The organism is Natrarchaeobius halalkaliphilus (genome assembly GCF_003841485.1).
GTDB classification, from domain to species: domain Archaea; phylum Halobacteriota; class Halobacteria; order Halobacteriales; family Natrialbaceae; genus Natrarchaeobius; species Natrarchaeobius halalkaliphilus.
Genome location: NZ_REFY01000004.1, coordinates 35,463 through 49,797 on the forward strand (window position 1 = coordinate 35,463; position 14,335 = coordinate 49,797).

Below are 14,335 nucleotides of genomic sequence, written 5' to 3' on the forward strand. Positions count from 1 at the left end.
ACCGTCGTGAGAACGACGGGTTCGACGGCGGTGCTCTCGAGTCGTTTTTCGACGAACAGGTGAAAAGACACCGGGTTGACATCCTCCCCGCGCTAGAGCACGGAGATTTCTCCTTGAACTCCCGTAACGACCCACCCTCGCTCGGTTTCGGGCAGACCCAGCGAGGGGGAATGTGTGTCAGAGTCACATAGTGTTCACCACCGGAGTGAACACCAGTATTCCGTTCTCGAGGCACTGGTAAGCCATCTTGGGTTAAAGGATTAGGTTCGTCGCACGGTCACAGCGACGACGGTCGAGCGACTCGAAAACGACAGCCTCACGCAGGCTCTTGCCTGTCAGTACGACTTCGCGAAGTAGGCGATTTCGTCGGCGGGCTCGCCACAGACGCCGCAGTCGTCGTGATCCGGCTCCGGAACCGCTCCCGCACTCGAGCCACCCTCGTCGTCGAGGGGCTGCATGACGATTTCGGCCGCGATTTTCTCCTTGATGGCCTCTTCGCAGGCGGGATCGCCACACCAGGACGTCTTCACGTAGCCGCCGTGTTTGCCGATCGTTCCGAGGATCTCCTCCGGAGTGTAGGCCTCCCGGACGTTCTCCGTCAGGTTCTCCTCGGCGGCGTCGTACAGCTTCTCGAAGACCGTCTCGAGGTGGTCGTCGACCGCGGCCGCGATGTCTTCCCGGTCAGCGACGGCGTTTTCGTTGTCGGGGCGGTGAACGAGGGTGACTTGCTCGTCTTCGACCTCGTGCGGGCCGATCTCGAGTCGGAGCGGCACGCCGTTGAGTTCGTGTTCGTTGAACTTGAAGCCGGGATTTCGCTCGTCGCGGTCGTCGAGGTCGACGCGGACGCCCGCCTCCTCGAGTTCGGCCGTCAGTGCGTTGGCGTACTCGAGGACGTCGTCTCTGGTCTCTTCTTGCCAGATCGGGACGACGACGACCTGGGTGGGGGCGATCGTCGGCGGGAGTACGAGTCCCTGATCGTCGGAGTGGGTCATGATGAGTGCACCCAGTGCGCGCCAGGAGAGTCCCCACGACGTCGTGTGTGCCGTCTGTTCGGCCTCGTCCTCGTCGGCGAAGGTGATGTCGAACGCCTCAGCGAAGCTCTGGCCCAGGTTGTGACTCGTCGCACCCTGGACCGACTTTCCGTCGGGCATCAGCGCCTCGACCGTCGTCGTGGTGTCGGCCCCGGGGAACTTGTCGTGGTCCGGCTTTTTGCCCCGCAACACCGGAACGGCGAGGACCTCCTCGTAGACGCGCTCGTACTGGTCGAGTCGGGTCCAGACCTCCTCCCAGGCCCCCTCGTCGGTCGCGTGGGCCGTGTGCCCCTCCTGCCACATGAACTCCTTCGTCCGGAAGAACGGCTTCGTCTCGGTGGCTTCCCACCGGACGACCGAACACCACTGGTTCAGCCGCAGCGGCAGGTCGCGGTGGCTGCGCGTCCACTCGGCCATAAAGGGCGCGATGATCGACTCGCTGGTCGGACGCACCGCCAGCCGTTCTTCGAGTTCGTCGTGACCGCCCTGGGTGACCCACGCCACCTCGGGATCGAACCCCTCGACGATGTCCTTTTCGCGCTCGAGGTAGCTCTCGGGGATGAACATCGGGAAGTAGACGTTGTCGACGCCGGTCGCTTTGAACCAGTCGTCGAGCGCGTCCTGAATTCGCTCCCAGAGGGCGTAGCCGCGGGGTTTGGTGACGATGAAGCCGCCCATCGGCGCGTAGTCCGCCAGACCCGCCTTCTGGACGACTTCGGCGTACCACTCGCCCGGTTTGTGCGATTTCGACTCGGTGATCCCGAGTTCTTGACTCTCGTCGCTCATTAGTTCGACACTCTGCCAGCGCAGGCTTAAACCATGCGAAGGACGGCTCCCCCGGATTCGCCGTCGACCCCGCGACGTGTTTCGCTCTTCCATTACTTCGATAACGGAAGTATTGGTCAAAAAGGCCCGAAAGTACCGTTAATTGGATTTTGATCGATTATCCGCCAGACGCCAAGGATCGCCGGATCAGAACTCCTCCGACAGCGGGACGTCCCACTCGAGGTCGTGGCCGACGAACTCGGCCTCGTCGAGCGGCCGTCCGCCCTCGAACGCGAACTCGCCGCGAACCGTCCGGCCCTCGAGTACCCCCGGAAGCCAGAGCCGATCGTCCTCCCACATCCGATCGTAGGGGACTTCCTCGATCGCGACCCACTCCGGGCGGGCTTCCGGAGACTCCCGCGGCTGGCCCTCGAACGTCTCGGTCACGTAGACGTGACAGAACGTGTGCGTCTCGCCGTCGAGGACGAACGTGAGTTCGGCCGCCCTCTCGAGGTCGTCGGGGTCGACCGCGAGATCCACCTCCTCCCGGGTTTCCCGGACGGCACACTCGCGGGGCGTCTCGTCGGCCTCGAGTTTTCCGCCGGGACCGTTGTACCAGCCCTGGCCCAGCCCCCGCCGTTTCTCGATCAGGAGAACCTCCTTCGCGTCGCCCTCGACGTCGCCTCGAAGGGGAAAACACAGCGTCGCCTCGATCATGGTCGTCGATTCGCCCGGAGCAACGTATGGATACTGATCGCGGCACGTCCTCCCCCGCACCCGCTCGTCCCACTTCGCCCGCACCTCCGCCCGCTGTTCGCTCGATTCGGGTCCCGCTCACGTCGGCCCACAGCCGAGCGAGCGATGCGAGCAGGACCGGCAGTGACCGCCCGGCGTCGTCTCCGCGTAGGCGGGATCGTCGACCGCCTCGATCGTCTCGCGGACCGCGGTCCACGGCGGGAGTTCGTCGGGTTCGAAGAGGTCGACGCGCGGCCCATCGAGATCCCCGACGTAGACGTAGCCAGCGGTGGCGATCGACTCCTCGAAGCGGCGGCCGCAGGCTCGAGCGTAGAGCGCGAGCTGGACGGCCTCGTCGGGATCGATCCGTTCGGCTGTCGCCTTGTAATCGAGGACGGCGAGCGATCCCTCGCCGGGACCGTCGTCCGGGAGCCGGCGAACGGAGTCGACGTAGCCGACGACGTCGCCGGAGACGCCGTCGACCTCCTCGAGCGAGAACGGCAGTTCCGCGGCGAGCAGGTCCCAGTCCGCGACCGGCCGGTCGATCGACGGAGCCCCGGCCTCGAAGTAGCGATCGACACAGGCGAGGACCGCCTCGCGATAGCCCTCGAGATCCCGGGCGGTGAGCTGTCGGACCGCCGCCTCGCGCCACTCGTCCCGGCCGCTGTACTCCCGGTAGAACGCCTCCTCGGCCACGTCGTGAAAGACGGTTCCGACGACGCGCGGGCTCGGATCGTCCGAGAGCGTCTCGGCTCCCCTCGAGTCGCCCCCGACCACGACCGGATCGTCGACCGCCCGGACGACGTGGTCCAGGTAGTGTTTCCGTGGACAGGTGCCGTGGGTCTCCATCGCGGTGTAGCTGTGGCGCATCGCGACCGGGGTTTCGGCTCCCCCTGCGAGCGCCTCCACGGGGAACCGGACCGTCTCGTTCGTGAGCGCCGAGGCCTGCCGACCGCTCGGCACCGGCCCCCGTGGCTCGTCGTCTCGGTCCCGTTGCCCGACGGCGGCCGAATCGACCGCGTCGGTCACGTCCGCCGCATCGGCCGCCGGCAACAGCGTTCCGTCCCTGAGCATCCGCCCCAGTCGGTGGACCGTCTCGATCGCCTCCCGCGTCTCGAGCGGCTCGATCGACCGATCGTCGATGCCGGCGTAGTACGTGATCGTTCCCGGCCTCGAGTCGGCCGACCGGGCGATCTCGTCGGTTCGGTCGACGACCGTCTCGGGGTAGGTCTCTCGAACGCGCTCGAAACTCTCGGTCAGCGACGACCAGAGATCCATGCGCTCGCCGGTTACCGACCACTCGATCTCCGGTGCCAGACAGGCCGTCGCGGTTTCGGCCCCGAGTTCGCCGTCCTCCCCGTCGTAGTCGTACGCCGAACCGAAGACGAACAGGTGATTTTCGGCCCGCGTGAGCGCGACGTGGAGGACGCGCCACTCCTCACCGACCGTTTCGGCGGCCGGATCCGAACGCAGCGGCGAGTCGACCTCGTCGTCGAGCGTCGCGGCCAGCAGTTGATACCGTGCGCGCTGTGCGTAATCCGTCTCGACGCACCACTCCTCGTCGGTGAGATACGGAACGAGGACCGTATCGAACTCGAGGCCCTTGGCCTGGTGGACCGTCATCACGTCCACGCAGTCGTCGGAGCCGCTGGCGCGGGTTCGCTCGCGCTCGCCTCCCCGAAGCGTCCGCTCGAGGGCGTCGACGAACTCCGGCGACAGCGCCCGAAGCGTCGCATCGGTGTCGTACGCCTCGACGAACCGCTCGAGGCGGTCGATCTCCCCCCGTTCTTCGGTCGTGAGGAACCACTCGACCCGCGTCAGCGCTCGAAACCGGCGGACGAACCCCGTGAGCGGGTAGACGTCGCGCATTCCCGCGAGCGCCTCGAGGTGCGTGCGCGCTCGCTCGAGACGGGCCGGGCGCTCGAGGGCGTCGCGTTCGACCTCGAAGACCGCATCGTACAGCGCCCCCTCTCGACGCTGGAGGACCGCGAGGTCGTCGTTCGAGAGCCGGTAGCGATAGAGGAGGACTCGTCTGAGATGGACGTCCGCGCTCGGATCGACGAGAACCCGGAGATACGAGAGGACCGTCCGGACGCCCGGCGAGATCTCGCCTCGAGGCGAGCCCGAAATCTCACAGGGGATCTGCACCTCGCGAAGTTCGGACGCGATCGCTCGGGCCTGGCGGTTGGTCCGGACGATGACCGCAACGTCGCCGAGCGTTCGACGAGGAACGTTCTCGCACTCGCCGTTGAGCAGCCGCGATATCGCTGTCGAGACCTGCTCGGCGCTCGAGCGCTCGATCTCGTCGCTCTCGACTTTGATGACGCGATCCGGTGGCGTCGCATCCGACTCGTCACCCGTCTCCGGTTCGTCGTCGGCCGCCTTCGATTCTCCGTCGGCCGCGCCGGATCGTCGGTCGACCTCCCGGAGCGTCTTCGAGGTCTGGGGTCCGTAGTCGCAGTGGTTGGTCAGGTCCAGGATCTCCTGGCGCGACCGGAAATTGAGCTCGAGTTCGATCGACTCGTGATCGTCGTAGACCGCGCCGAGGCGGTCGAGCCCCTCGCGGTCGGTTCCCCGCCAGCCGTAGATCGCCTGGTCTTTGTCCCCGATCGCGAGCAGGTCGGGTCGATCGGAGCCGCTCGTGAGCGCCGTAATCAGCGCGAACTGGGTTTCGTCCGTGTCCTGGAACTCGTCGCAATACACCCGCTCCCAGCGTCCGGCGATCTCGTCTGCGACCGTCTCGGGGGGCGGCGACTCCGCGTCGGTCCCGGACCGAGACGACGGGCCCGTCTCGCCGTCGACCAGCCCGGTCGCGGTCCTGACCAGCTCGTCGAAATCGAGCGCGCGCTCGGCCTCGAGGTATTCGTGATAGTCGGCGTAGACGTCGGCGTAGTGGCGAGCCAGCCGGAGGAACTCCACGTAGTGTTTCAGCCGACCGAACGGGCTCTGTTCGATCCGATCGGTCGCCGTCCGCCAGATCTCGTTTCCGAACAGCGCACGCGGCAGCTGTTTCGTCGTCGGTTCCGCGAGCGAAAGCGTCTCGATCGTGTTCGTCACGCACCGCTGGAGGATCCGAAGGTAGCGATCGACGTCACGGACGACGGCGTCGTCGCGAAACGCCGCCGGCGCCTCGACGATCTTCTCGCGACAGTACGAGAGGAGCTTGCCGTAGCCGACCAGCGACTCTCCGGCGTCCCGGAGATGCGTCTCGTCGGTGAAGTAACGGAGGGCCTCGTTGTCGAACGACAGCTCCTCGTCGGCCCGTCGCTCGAGCCAGAGGACGAACTCGGAGAGCAACTCGAGGGTCCGAACGTCCGGGAGCTCCGTTCTGAGCGTCTCCGGCGTGATGTCCTCCTGGCTCATCGCCCGGATGAAACGATCGACCGAGTCGACGACGTCGGCCGGCGATCCGTCGCCGGTCGCCCGCGGTGCCGCAAAGTCGTACTCGTTTTCAGCGAGCAGCCGGCCGACGATCCGGCGGCGCGTTCGCTCGGTCACGACCTCGAACTCCGGCGAGTAGCCGAGGAAGTAGGCGTACTCCCTGACCAGTCGATAACAAAAGGAGTGGTAGGTGTAGACGTCGATCGCCGCCGCGGTTTCGGGATCCAGGCGTTCGGACACCGCATCGCGGATGTTGCCCGCCGCCTCGTTGGCGAACGTCAGGACGAGCACGTCCTCGGGATCGACGTCCCCGCTCTCGATCTCGCGCTCGAGTCGCAACAACATCGTCGTGGTTTTTCCGGTTCCGGCACCCGCATCGACGGACGTACAGGCCGACGTGCTCTCGATGACGGCTCGCTGATTTCCCCTGGGCTCGAGGCGATCGGACCCCGCGTCGTCGGACCGCTCCGGTTCGCGTTCTCCCGTCTCAGCCATCGAATCGAACCTCCGTCGCGATCCGCTCTTGGCAGCAGACGGCGTACGCACAATCCGGACAGACCGTTCGCTCGATGTCATCCCAGCGATCGCTCGGATCGAAGCCATCCGAGACGAGCTGGGCCGCCACCGTCTCGAGTCGCGTCTCGACCGTCTCGTTTCGGTGCTCGTGGGTCATTCCGTAGGTGTGATGATCGATGTAGACGTCGGTGAGATCGACGATCTCGAGGCTCGTCTCGACCGACTCGCTGACCCAGTTCACCGACGTTCCCGACCGGTCTGCGAGCGGAATCACGACGAACCGACAGGTCCGTCCCTCGAGCCCGAGCCGATCCCGGAGAGTTCGAAGTCCCTCGAGGACCACGGCAGTCTCCAGGAGCGCGCCGACCGGTCCCGGTTCGAACGCGGCGGCGTCGGGATCGAAGTGATCCTCGAACAGCGCGGCGACGTCGCCGTCCCACTCCGACCGGTACCGAAGTGGTCCGAGCGGAGCGAGCGTCGGAACGAACCGAACCCCGACGATCGAGGAGCCCTCGCCGTAGACGTAGTCGACGCTCGCCTCGATCGCCACGGACCGTGGCTCGCACCGAGAGACCGTTCTCGAACCCGACTCGCGGTTCGCGTCGGCGGAGGACGACGGTTCGGAAGGTGCGGCCGGTGGCGACGCCGACACCCGGCTCGAGAGCGTCCTGTCCGGTCCGACGAGAGCGCCGTCGACGTCGGCTGTCGACGCCAGTACGTCGATGCCGGCCGCGTGATCGGCCCCGACGCGGGAAACGTAGGCCTCGAGCGTCGCCTCGAGTACGTTTCGCTCGTGGCGTCGCTGCGCTCGGGAGTGAAACCGTTCGTCGTGGTCCTCCCACAGCGACGACAGCCGCGTCCGAGCGACCTCACCGAGCGCCTCCGCGTCCGTTTCACCGCTCTCGAGGGCCGCACAGATCGAGCGCCGGAGGAGGTCGACGCGCTCGTCGACCGCGTCGTCGTCGCGTTCGAGCCCGTAGACGTGTGCGAACTCGTACTGGCGCGGACAGCGGAGGTACGTGTCGAGGCCGTCGGCGGGGATCCGCGAGTCGGCTCGGGACTGATCGACCGAATCGTCGCTCATCTCGATCCACCCGATCCGGTTCGGTCCGATCCAGGGATCACGTCGCCGACGGCGAACGCGAACTGCGAGCGAACCGCCGCCGCGAGCTCCTCGTCGACGTCTCCTTCGAGGACGACCGCGATCTCTTCGAACAGCGCCTCCGTCTCCGTGAGGTCCGCTTGTCCACCGGTACTCGCCTCGCACAGCACCCGCTCGAGTTCGCCACGCGGCTGGTCGAGCAGCGCCTCGATGGCGTTCGATTCGCCGTGAATCGTCGCTTCGGTCGACGTCTCGACGTCCTCCAAGACGAGCCCTGGCGTCGAATCGATCAGTTTCAGATAGCGCGACTCGTCGTAGCTCCGACGCAGACCGCCGGAGCCGCGCTCGTAGGAACAGACGTAGAGGACGCTTCGGGCCGCCCGAGAGCCGAGAGCGAGTCGCCGGCGCGATCGCTGGGCGTGGTAGGTTTCGAAGGGATCACCGATCGCGTCCGGGTCGGCGGCGGTCGCGAACGTGTCCCGGATCGTCCCCCGTGACGGATCGGTGACGGCGGGGTACGTCGCCATGGTCCGAAGCCACGCCGTCGGGAACAACCCGGTGAGAAACTGCTCGCCGGGATAGTTCTCGTCGATCAGGTCGAGCACGAAGACGGCTTCCCGCGAATCGTATTTGAGTGCGTCGACGGAACAGACCGTGACGCCGCCCGTCGGCGGCCGCGTCTCGACCGCGTGGACGTAGGGTGCGTCGTACTGGATCGTTCGCCTCAGCATCCGTCGGAGTCCCCGCCAGTCGGGGCCGATCAGATCGGTTCGCTCGACGAACCGTGCGATCTCGAGGACGCGGCGGATCCCCTCGAACTGTTCGCGGGCGTCGACCCACGACTCGTCGCTCGCGATCCGTCCTTTCAGGTCCGTCCGAACGATCCATCGCTCGAGCGACCGGACGATGCTCGCCCGCTCGCAGTCCCCGAGCAGCGACGGCGAAAAGTCGTCGACTCGCGCTCGAAGCCGATCGCGGGCGACGTCCCGGTTACGGTCCCGTCCTCGCGGCCTCTGTTCTCCGTCGTCCCCGCGGTCTCGAGCGCACAGGAGAGTCACGACGGCGTAGAGTTCGTTGACCGCCGGATCCTCCGCGAGCGACGGCGTGCCGATCGTCGCGGTCGGAATCCCCGCCTCGCGGAGTCGGCGTCGCGTCTCCGGAACGCGTTCGATCCTCGGGACGGCGACCGCGACGTCGTCGCCGGTCCAGCCGTGACGGTCGAGAAGCGACTTGATCTCCGTCGCGACCGCCCGGACCTGCTCGCGGGCGGTCCGGGATCGAATCCGTTTCGCCCGGCCCCGATCCTGTGACCCCGTCTCCGACGGGAGGCTCTCCCGCGTCACTGGTGGGGGTTCTCCCGTCGCGAGAAACCGGGTGATCGCCGCGTGCGGAGGTCGCTCGTCGGACGCGCTCGGAGCGTGCTCGCCCGGCGGACGAGCCGAGTCGCGTCCAGCGAGAACGTCGACCTCGAGTCCGTCCCCGACGACGCTCTCGATCCGGCCCGGTTCGACTCGCGTTCGCTCGACGCTCGCGTGGCGCTCACCGAGACAGACGAGGGCTGCGTCCTCCGAAAGAAAGCCGAGATACTGCCGGTCGAGCCGGCGGTACTCCTCGAATTCGATTGCGAGCACGGCGTCGATCGACGACGTGATGCGCCCTTGCAGACCGTCCGAATCGGTTTCGAGCAGCGCGGTCGCCCGCGGGACCACGTCGGCCCGCTCGACGTATCCGCGGCGCTCGAGTTCCTCGTGGAACCGGTCGTTCATCGCGTAGAGAAACGCGAGACACTCGTGTGGGTCCCGACCGCCGGCCTCGAGGTCAGCGAGTCGGGTTCGCTGGCGCGTCGCTTCGAGCAGCAACTGTCCCACGTCGCGAGCGAAACTCTCGTGATCCGACGCGCGCTCGAGGTACGCGGGAACGTCCCGACTCGCACCGTCGATGACGAGCGAAATGAGCTCGATCCGCTCTTCGTACTCGAGACGATCGAGCGTCGGGTCGTACTCCTCGATGACTTTCGAGGCGTGTTCGGGCAGCGACTCGACCCGTGGCGACCGCGGCGACCCGTCCGCGACGTCGACGGCCGCAAGCAGTTCGCGGACGCGCTCGAGACCCGCCGGATGTCGCTTCAGAACGAGGACGTTCCGCGGGCCGTACTCGGTGGCGAGTTCGGCGTACTCCTCGGTGACCGCCTCGGACAGCGACCCGGTGGGGGCGGGGAGGAGCCGACAGGAACCCTCGAGCGAGGAGTCGGGCGACATGACTGATACGTCACCGTGTATGTTCGAACTCGTATTTAAATTGGGCGACCCGTCCGCGGCTCCGGTCGGACAATCCTTATAGTGTGCAAGCCACACTCTGTCGTATGGAAGATATTTTCGTCGCACGAGTCATGTCGTCATCGCTCAAGACCGTCCGTCCGGACACGCTCGTCGAAGACGCGGGACAGCTCATACTCGACAACGACATCAGTTCGGTGATCGTCGTCGACGACGAGGGCCACCTCGAGGGGATTCTGACGACGACGGACTTCGTCGACATCGTCGCACGGAGCCATCCGAAAGCCGAGACGACGGTCTCGCGGTATATGAGTACGGACGTCGTCACGGCGTCGGCACAGGACAGCATCCGCGACGTCGCTGACCTGATGGTCGAGCACGGCTTCAAGCACGTTCCAGTCGTCGACGACGAGGAGGGCGCGATCGGGATCGTCACGACGACCGACCTCGCGTCGTACCTCTCCCGGCTGCAGCGGCCGAGTCCCGAAGAGTAGTCGGCTTTCGCGGTAGTCGACTCCCAAGTGCTGATACGAACGATCCTTCCTGGCGGCTCGAGGAACCGACGGATCACGGCGGTGTCCGCCACCACATGAGTCCCGTACTGGTGAAGGCCCACCGTCATGTGGTCGTCGTCACAAACCCCGCTCGAGTATGACCGATCAGCCGCCGTCGCCGTCGTCCCCGGCGTGGCCCTCCGCACCTCGCCCGAGACAGACCGAGTCGCCGGACAGCCGCTCGGACGGACGCGCGATCGTGACGACCGCCCAACTCGCAGCGAGCCTCGAGAACGCGGTCGGCTACCGCATCGAAGAAGGGAGACTCGACGAGCTTCTTCTCGAACTGGAGCGCCAAAACTACGTCGAGTGGGCGGGGATCTCTCGGACCGGCGACTACGTCTGGGATCTGACTGACGCTCCCGACCGAATCGCTGCCGCCGTCGCTACTGCCGTCGGCTCGCGGTTTCGCGCCTGGCTCGAGAGCCGCTGTGGGTGACCCGCCACCACGTATTCGGGAGACCGCACCGGCGATCTCGAGGAGACGCGTCCAGAAGACGTCGCACCCGGATTCGTTCTCGAGCGAGAACGGACGGCGAGAGAACCGCAGGACGTCGGGAGGACGTTCGGGAACGACGATCTCCACAGAACTACGGATCGACTCTCGGCAGCGAAATCGAGACGACGTTTCCCCTCGGCGAGTTCGATTCGAACTCGAGGCTGCCCCCGAGCGAGTCTACGCACCACTTCATCACCCAGAGTCCGACGCCCGAGCCGTGATACACCTCGTTCGGGTCGGTATTCTCGTCGAGGACGTCGATCTCGACGTTCGGGATCTCGGGTCCGTTATCCGCAATTCGAACGACTCCTCGCCCCGCCTCCGGATCGTCGTCGATCGTCACGGAGACTGTCGGAGACTCCCGGTCGTTGTGTTCGATCGCGTTCTCGATCGCGTGGGTGATCGCGTACCGGATACTCCTGTCGGCCACGACCCAGACGTCTTCGCTCGTCTCGACCGAGAGGTCCGTCTCCGGATACTCGTCGGGAACGGTTCCGGTGACGGATACCACCACGTCTCGCAGGTTCGTCGGTGAGCGCTTCGTCGCATCCGGCGTTGCGATCTCTTCGATCTGCCTGATCGAATCGCTCAACTCACCGACCTCCGTCGCGATCTCGAAGATCGTCTCGGCTTGCTCTTCGAGGGTTTCTTCCTCGATGGCTTCCGTGAGCAGTTCCGCGTACCCTCGAAGGACCGTCATCTCGTTTCGCAGGTTGTGTCGGAGCACCCGGCTGAGAAGGCGGAGTCGACGTTCGCGCGCTTTGAAGTCAGTGATGTCGTAGACCTCGGCCAGAACGCACGAGACCCCGTCGAGCACCGTTTCACTGAGGTGGACGCTCACCCAGAGCAACTCCCCGTTCGAGCGCTCGACGTGCCATTCGAACACCTGTGACTCGCCCGCCGCGGCGGCTCGAATCCGATCGAGCGCTTTTTCCTGAGTGAACCGCGTCGAGGGTGCCGTATACTCTCCGACCGTCATCGACCGAAGCTCCGCTCGCGAATAGCCGTACAGTTTTTCTAACTCTTCGTTCACGTCGAGAACGGCTCCGGTCTCCGAATCGTGGAGCGTGATACCCACGTCTAGGTTATCGAACTCCGCAGGTAGCACCGGCCGGTTATCGTCGCTCATCTCCCCGTGATCCGCATTCGACGGTCCGTTCGTCGTCCGCTGCACCGTGGTTGGTCAGGAATCGACGCTGAACCGTCGGCGGCCGCCGTCTCACCGTCGTCGGTGTCCGCCGCTGCCTGAACGACTGGTCAATCACGGCTGAGAGTGTTCAGCACAGGTATTAATATTTCCTATTTTTTGCCTATTCGTGATAAATCATCTATATCACCACAACATTACAGCACTATTACACAGGTATCTCGTAGTTTATCGATGGTAAGAAAACACCAGCGCATCGCTAATTACGTCTGGTTAATAGCCATATTTCTAGAATATGTCTCAAAATATCGGGTAGCGCTGGATAATCGTGATAGCAGGTGTTTCGACAGACGGAACAGGTCGAGTATCTCAGTGCCGTACGAGAACCCGTGGTATCCTCCCCGCGCTGAACGCGAATCTTTCTCCTTGACTTTCCGTAATTTCCGTGGTGAGAAGGGGGCCGTCTCTCGAGCACAAAGTTATTTCATACGGGGTATTATGGGTGTGGTAGATGCGCGAGGCTCTCGATTCGGTTACGATACTGTACGTGGACGAGGCTCCGCATCAGTCCACGATGGGACTCGAGGCGGAAGCGTCGTGTCTCGACGTCGTCACGGCGGCCACCGCCCGTGAGGGAGTCGAAATCCTCGCTGAACGACCGATCGACTGCATCGTCAGCGAGTACGATCTGGCGAACGTGGACGGGCTGGCGTTTCTGGACGCAGTCCGCGAGAACGACGACGAGATCCCGTTTATTCTATTTGCCGAGAACGGAAGCGAGGCGATCGCGAGCGCGGCGATTTCGAGCGGCGTCACCGACTACATTCCGAACGAGCCCGGGACGGATCAGTCCGCCCTACTGGCAACCCGTATTCTGTCCGCCGTCGAATCGACGAGTGGACGAATAGCGTCCGATCGACGCTCCCAGCTGGAGGCGAGTCGACTCGCGCGAGACGAGATCATCCGGAGTGCAAACGTCTGGATCAACGTCCTCGACGAGTCGGGCAACGTGGTCGTCTGGAACGAGACGGCCGAAGCGATCAGCGGCTACGCGTCCGAGGAAGTCATCGGCCACAACAGAATCTGGGAGTGGCTCTATCCCGATCGTGCGTATCGGGAGGACATCCTCGAGCAGGTCGACGACATCCTTCGGAGCGAAACGAACGTCGCGGAGTTCGATACGACGATCAGAACAAAATCCGGCGACGACCGAATCATCTCCTGGTACTCGTATGCGCTCACCGATCCGGCGACGGCGTTGAACGGCTCGGTCGCGATCGGCAGGGACGTCACCCAGCAACGAGAAACCAGCCGGCGCCTCGAGACACTCATCGAGAATCTCCCGGGAATCGTCTACCGGTCGGGACCCGGCTCCGACTGGCCGTTCGAGTTCGCCGCGGGCGAGTGCGAATCACTGACCGGCTACACCGCGTCGGAGCTCTGTACCGAGGTCACCTGGGGCGTGGATATCGTTCATCCCGACGATCACGAGCGGATCGCCAACGCGGTTTCCGATGCGATCGACGAGTCGGAGCCGTTCACCCTCACCTATCGGATTCTGACCCGCGACGGCGACGAGCGCTGGGTCTGGGAACGAGGCCAACAGACCGATACCGATGCTCTCGACGGCTTCATCATCGATATCACCGAGCAAAAGGACCGCGAGCACGCCCTCGAACAACAGAACGAGCGCCTCGAGAAGTTCGCCAGTATCGTCAGCCACGACCTCCGCAACCCGCTGAACGTGGCCAGAGGGAGACTGGAACTGGCTCGAGTCGAGCGCGACGACGAACACCTCGACGAAGTCGAACGGGCGCACGACCGGATGGCCCGGCTGATAGACGACATTCTGTCGCTCGCACGCGGGGGAGAGCGGGCGCGAGATCGCGACGTCGTCGATCTGGCAGAGCTCAGCGAATCCAGTTGGGAAACGGTCGAAACCGGGGACGCGCGGCTCATCACCGACATCGACCGATCCGTCCGTGCGGCCCAGAACCGACTCAAACGACTCCTCGAGAACCTCTTTCGAAACGCCGTCGAACACGGTGGTGACGACGTGACCGTGACGGTCGGTGAACTCCCGAATCGGACCGGGTTTTACGTCGAAGACGACGGCCCCGGCATTTCGGCGAAAGACCGGGAAGCCGTCTTCGAAAGCGGGTACTCCACGTCGACGGACGGCACCGGGTTCGGACTCGCGATCGTCGACGAAATAGCCGCTGCACACGACTGGACGGTAACCGTGACTGACGGGGACCGTGGCGGTGCCCGCTTCGAAATCACCGACGTGTCCTTCCTCGAGTAAGGAATCGACTCACCGGTTCGTTCC

The 14,335-nt window shown here is 65.0% G+C and carries 9 protein-coding genes; 3 read left to right on the forward strand and 6 right to left on the reverse strand.

Annotated elements, in window-relative coordinates; genetic code table 11:
* Positions 1–335 precede the first annotated feature (335 nt).
* The 5 genes from proS to EA462_RS10335 all read right to left on the reverse strand — a co-directional run bounded on the left by proS (position 336) and on the right by EA462_RS10335 (position 9,788).
* Positions 336–1,817 (reverse strand): proline--tRNA ligase, encoded by a 1,482-nt coding sequence (gene proS, locus EA462_RS10315; protein WP_124178498.1) that lies wholly within the window; start codon positions 1,815–1,817, stop codon positions 336–338.
* A 186-nt stretch (positions 1,818–2,003) separates the two neighbouring features.
* Positions 2,004–2,513 carry an 8-oxo-dGTP diphosphatase gene (locus EA462_RS10320; RefSeq protein ID WP_124178499.1) on the reverse strand — a complete coding sequence of 170 codons (510 nt, stop codon included), beginning with the start codon at positions 2,511–2,513 and terminating at the stop codon, positions 2,004–2,006.
* A gap of 117 nt (positions 2,514–2,630) precedes the next feature.
* Complete coding sequence (locus EA462_RS10325; protein WP_124178500.1) at positions 2,631–6,407, reverse strand: UvrD-helicase domain-containing protein; 3,777 nt, start codon at positions 6,405–6,407, stop codon at positions 2,631–2,633.
* Positions 6,400–7,512 (reverse strand): PD-(D/E)XK nuclease family protein, encoded by a 1,113-nt coding sequence (locus EA462_RS10330; RefSeq protein ID WP_124178501.1) that lies wholly within the window; start codon positions 7,510–7,512, stop codon positions 6,400–6,402. Before EA462_RS10330 ends, EA462_RS10325 begins: the two co-directional genes overlap by 8 nt.
* Entirely contained in the window at positions 7,509–9,788 is a 2,280-nt protein-coding gene (locus EA462_RS10335; RefSeq protein ID WP_124178502.1) for a hypothetical protein, read from the reverse strand. Before EA462_RS10335 ends, EA462_RS10330 begins: the two co-directional genes overlap by 4 nt.
* Positions 9,789–9,892: 104 nt before the next feature.
* Between EA462_RS10335 and EA462_RS10340 the strand changes: the two genes are divergently transcribed.
* Together EA462_RS10340 and EA462_RS10345 are read left to right on the forward strand one after the other, a co-directional pair.
* Positions 9,893–10,300 carry a CBS domain-containing protein gene (locus EA462_RS10340; RefSeq protein WP_124178503.1) on the forward strand — a complete coding sequence of 136 codons (408 nt, stop codon included), beginning with the start codon at positions 9,893–9,895 and terminating at the stop codon, positions 10,298–10,300.
* A 157-nt stretch (positions 10,301–10,457) separates the two neighbouring features.
* Positions 10,458–10,799, forward strand: coding sequence for a hypothetical protein (locus EA462_RS10345; protein ID WP_124178504.1), 342 nt, complete (start codon positions 10,458–10,460; stop codon positions 10,797–10,799).
* A gap of 151 nt (positions 10,800–10,950) precedes the next feature.
* Here the strand turns inward: EA462_RS10345 and EA462_RS10350 are convergent, their stop codons facing one another.
* Complete coding sequence (locus tag EA462_RS10350) at positions 10,951–11,988, reverse strand: PAS domain-containing sensor histidine kinase (RefSeq protein WP_243641394.1); 1,038 nt, start codon at positions 11,986–11,988, stop codon at positions 10,951–10,953.
* A gap of 529 nt (positions 11,989–12,517) precedes the next feature.
* Here EA462_RS10350 and EA462_RS10355 point away from each other — a divergent pair.
* Positions 12,518–14,311 carry a hybrid sensor histidine kinase/response regulator gene (locus EA462_RS10355; RefSeq protein WP_124178505.1) on the forward strand — a complete coding sequence of 598 codons (1,794 nt, stop codon included), beginning with the start codon at positions 12,518–12,520 and terminating at the stop codon, positions 14,309–14,311.
* Positions 14,312–14,335: the final 24 nt, after the last annotated feature.

What these genes read in the sequence shown, in the direction of transcription:
- proS (WP_124178498.1), bottom strand. Translation starts at nt 1,817, where the DNA reads ATGAGCGACGAGAGTCAAGAACTCGGGATCACCGAGTCGAAATCGCAC.
- EA462_RS10320 (WP_124178499.1), bottom strand. Translation starts at nt 2,513, where the DNA reads ATGATCGAGGCGACGCTGTGTTTTCCCCTTCGAGGCGACGTCGAGGGC.
- EA462_RS10325 (WP_124178500.1), bottom strand. Translation starts at nt 6,407, where the DNA reads ATGGCTGAGACGGGAGAACGCGAACCGGAGCGGTCCGACGACGCGGGG.
- EA462_RS10330 (WP_124178501.1), bottom strand. Translation starts at nt 7,512, where the DNA reads ATGAGCGACGATTCGGTCGATCAGTCCCGAGCCGACTCGCGGATCCCC.
- EA462_RS10335 (WP_124178502.1), bottom strand. Translation starts at nt 9,788, where the DNA reads ATGTCGCCCGACTCCTCGCTCGAGGGTTCCTGTCGGCTCCTCCCCGCC.
- EA462_RS10340 (WP_124178503.1), top strand. Translation starts at nt 9,893, where the DNA reads ATGGAAGATATTTTCGTCGCACGAGTCATGTCGTCATCGCTCAAGACC.
- EA462_RS10345 (WP_124178504.1), top strand. Translation starts at nt 10,458, where the DNA reads ATGACCGATCAGCCGCCGTCGCCGTCGTCCCCGGCGTGGCCCTCCGCA.
- EA462_RS10350 (WP_243641394.1), bottom strand. Translation starts at nt 11,988, where the DNA reads ATGAGCGACGATAACCGGCCGGTGCTACCTGCGGAGTTCGATAACCTA.
- EA462_RS10355 (WP_124178505.1), top strand. Translation starts at nt 12,518, where the DNA reads ATGCGCGAGGCTCTCGATTCGGTTACGATACTGTACGTGGACGAGGCT.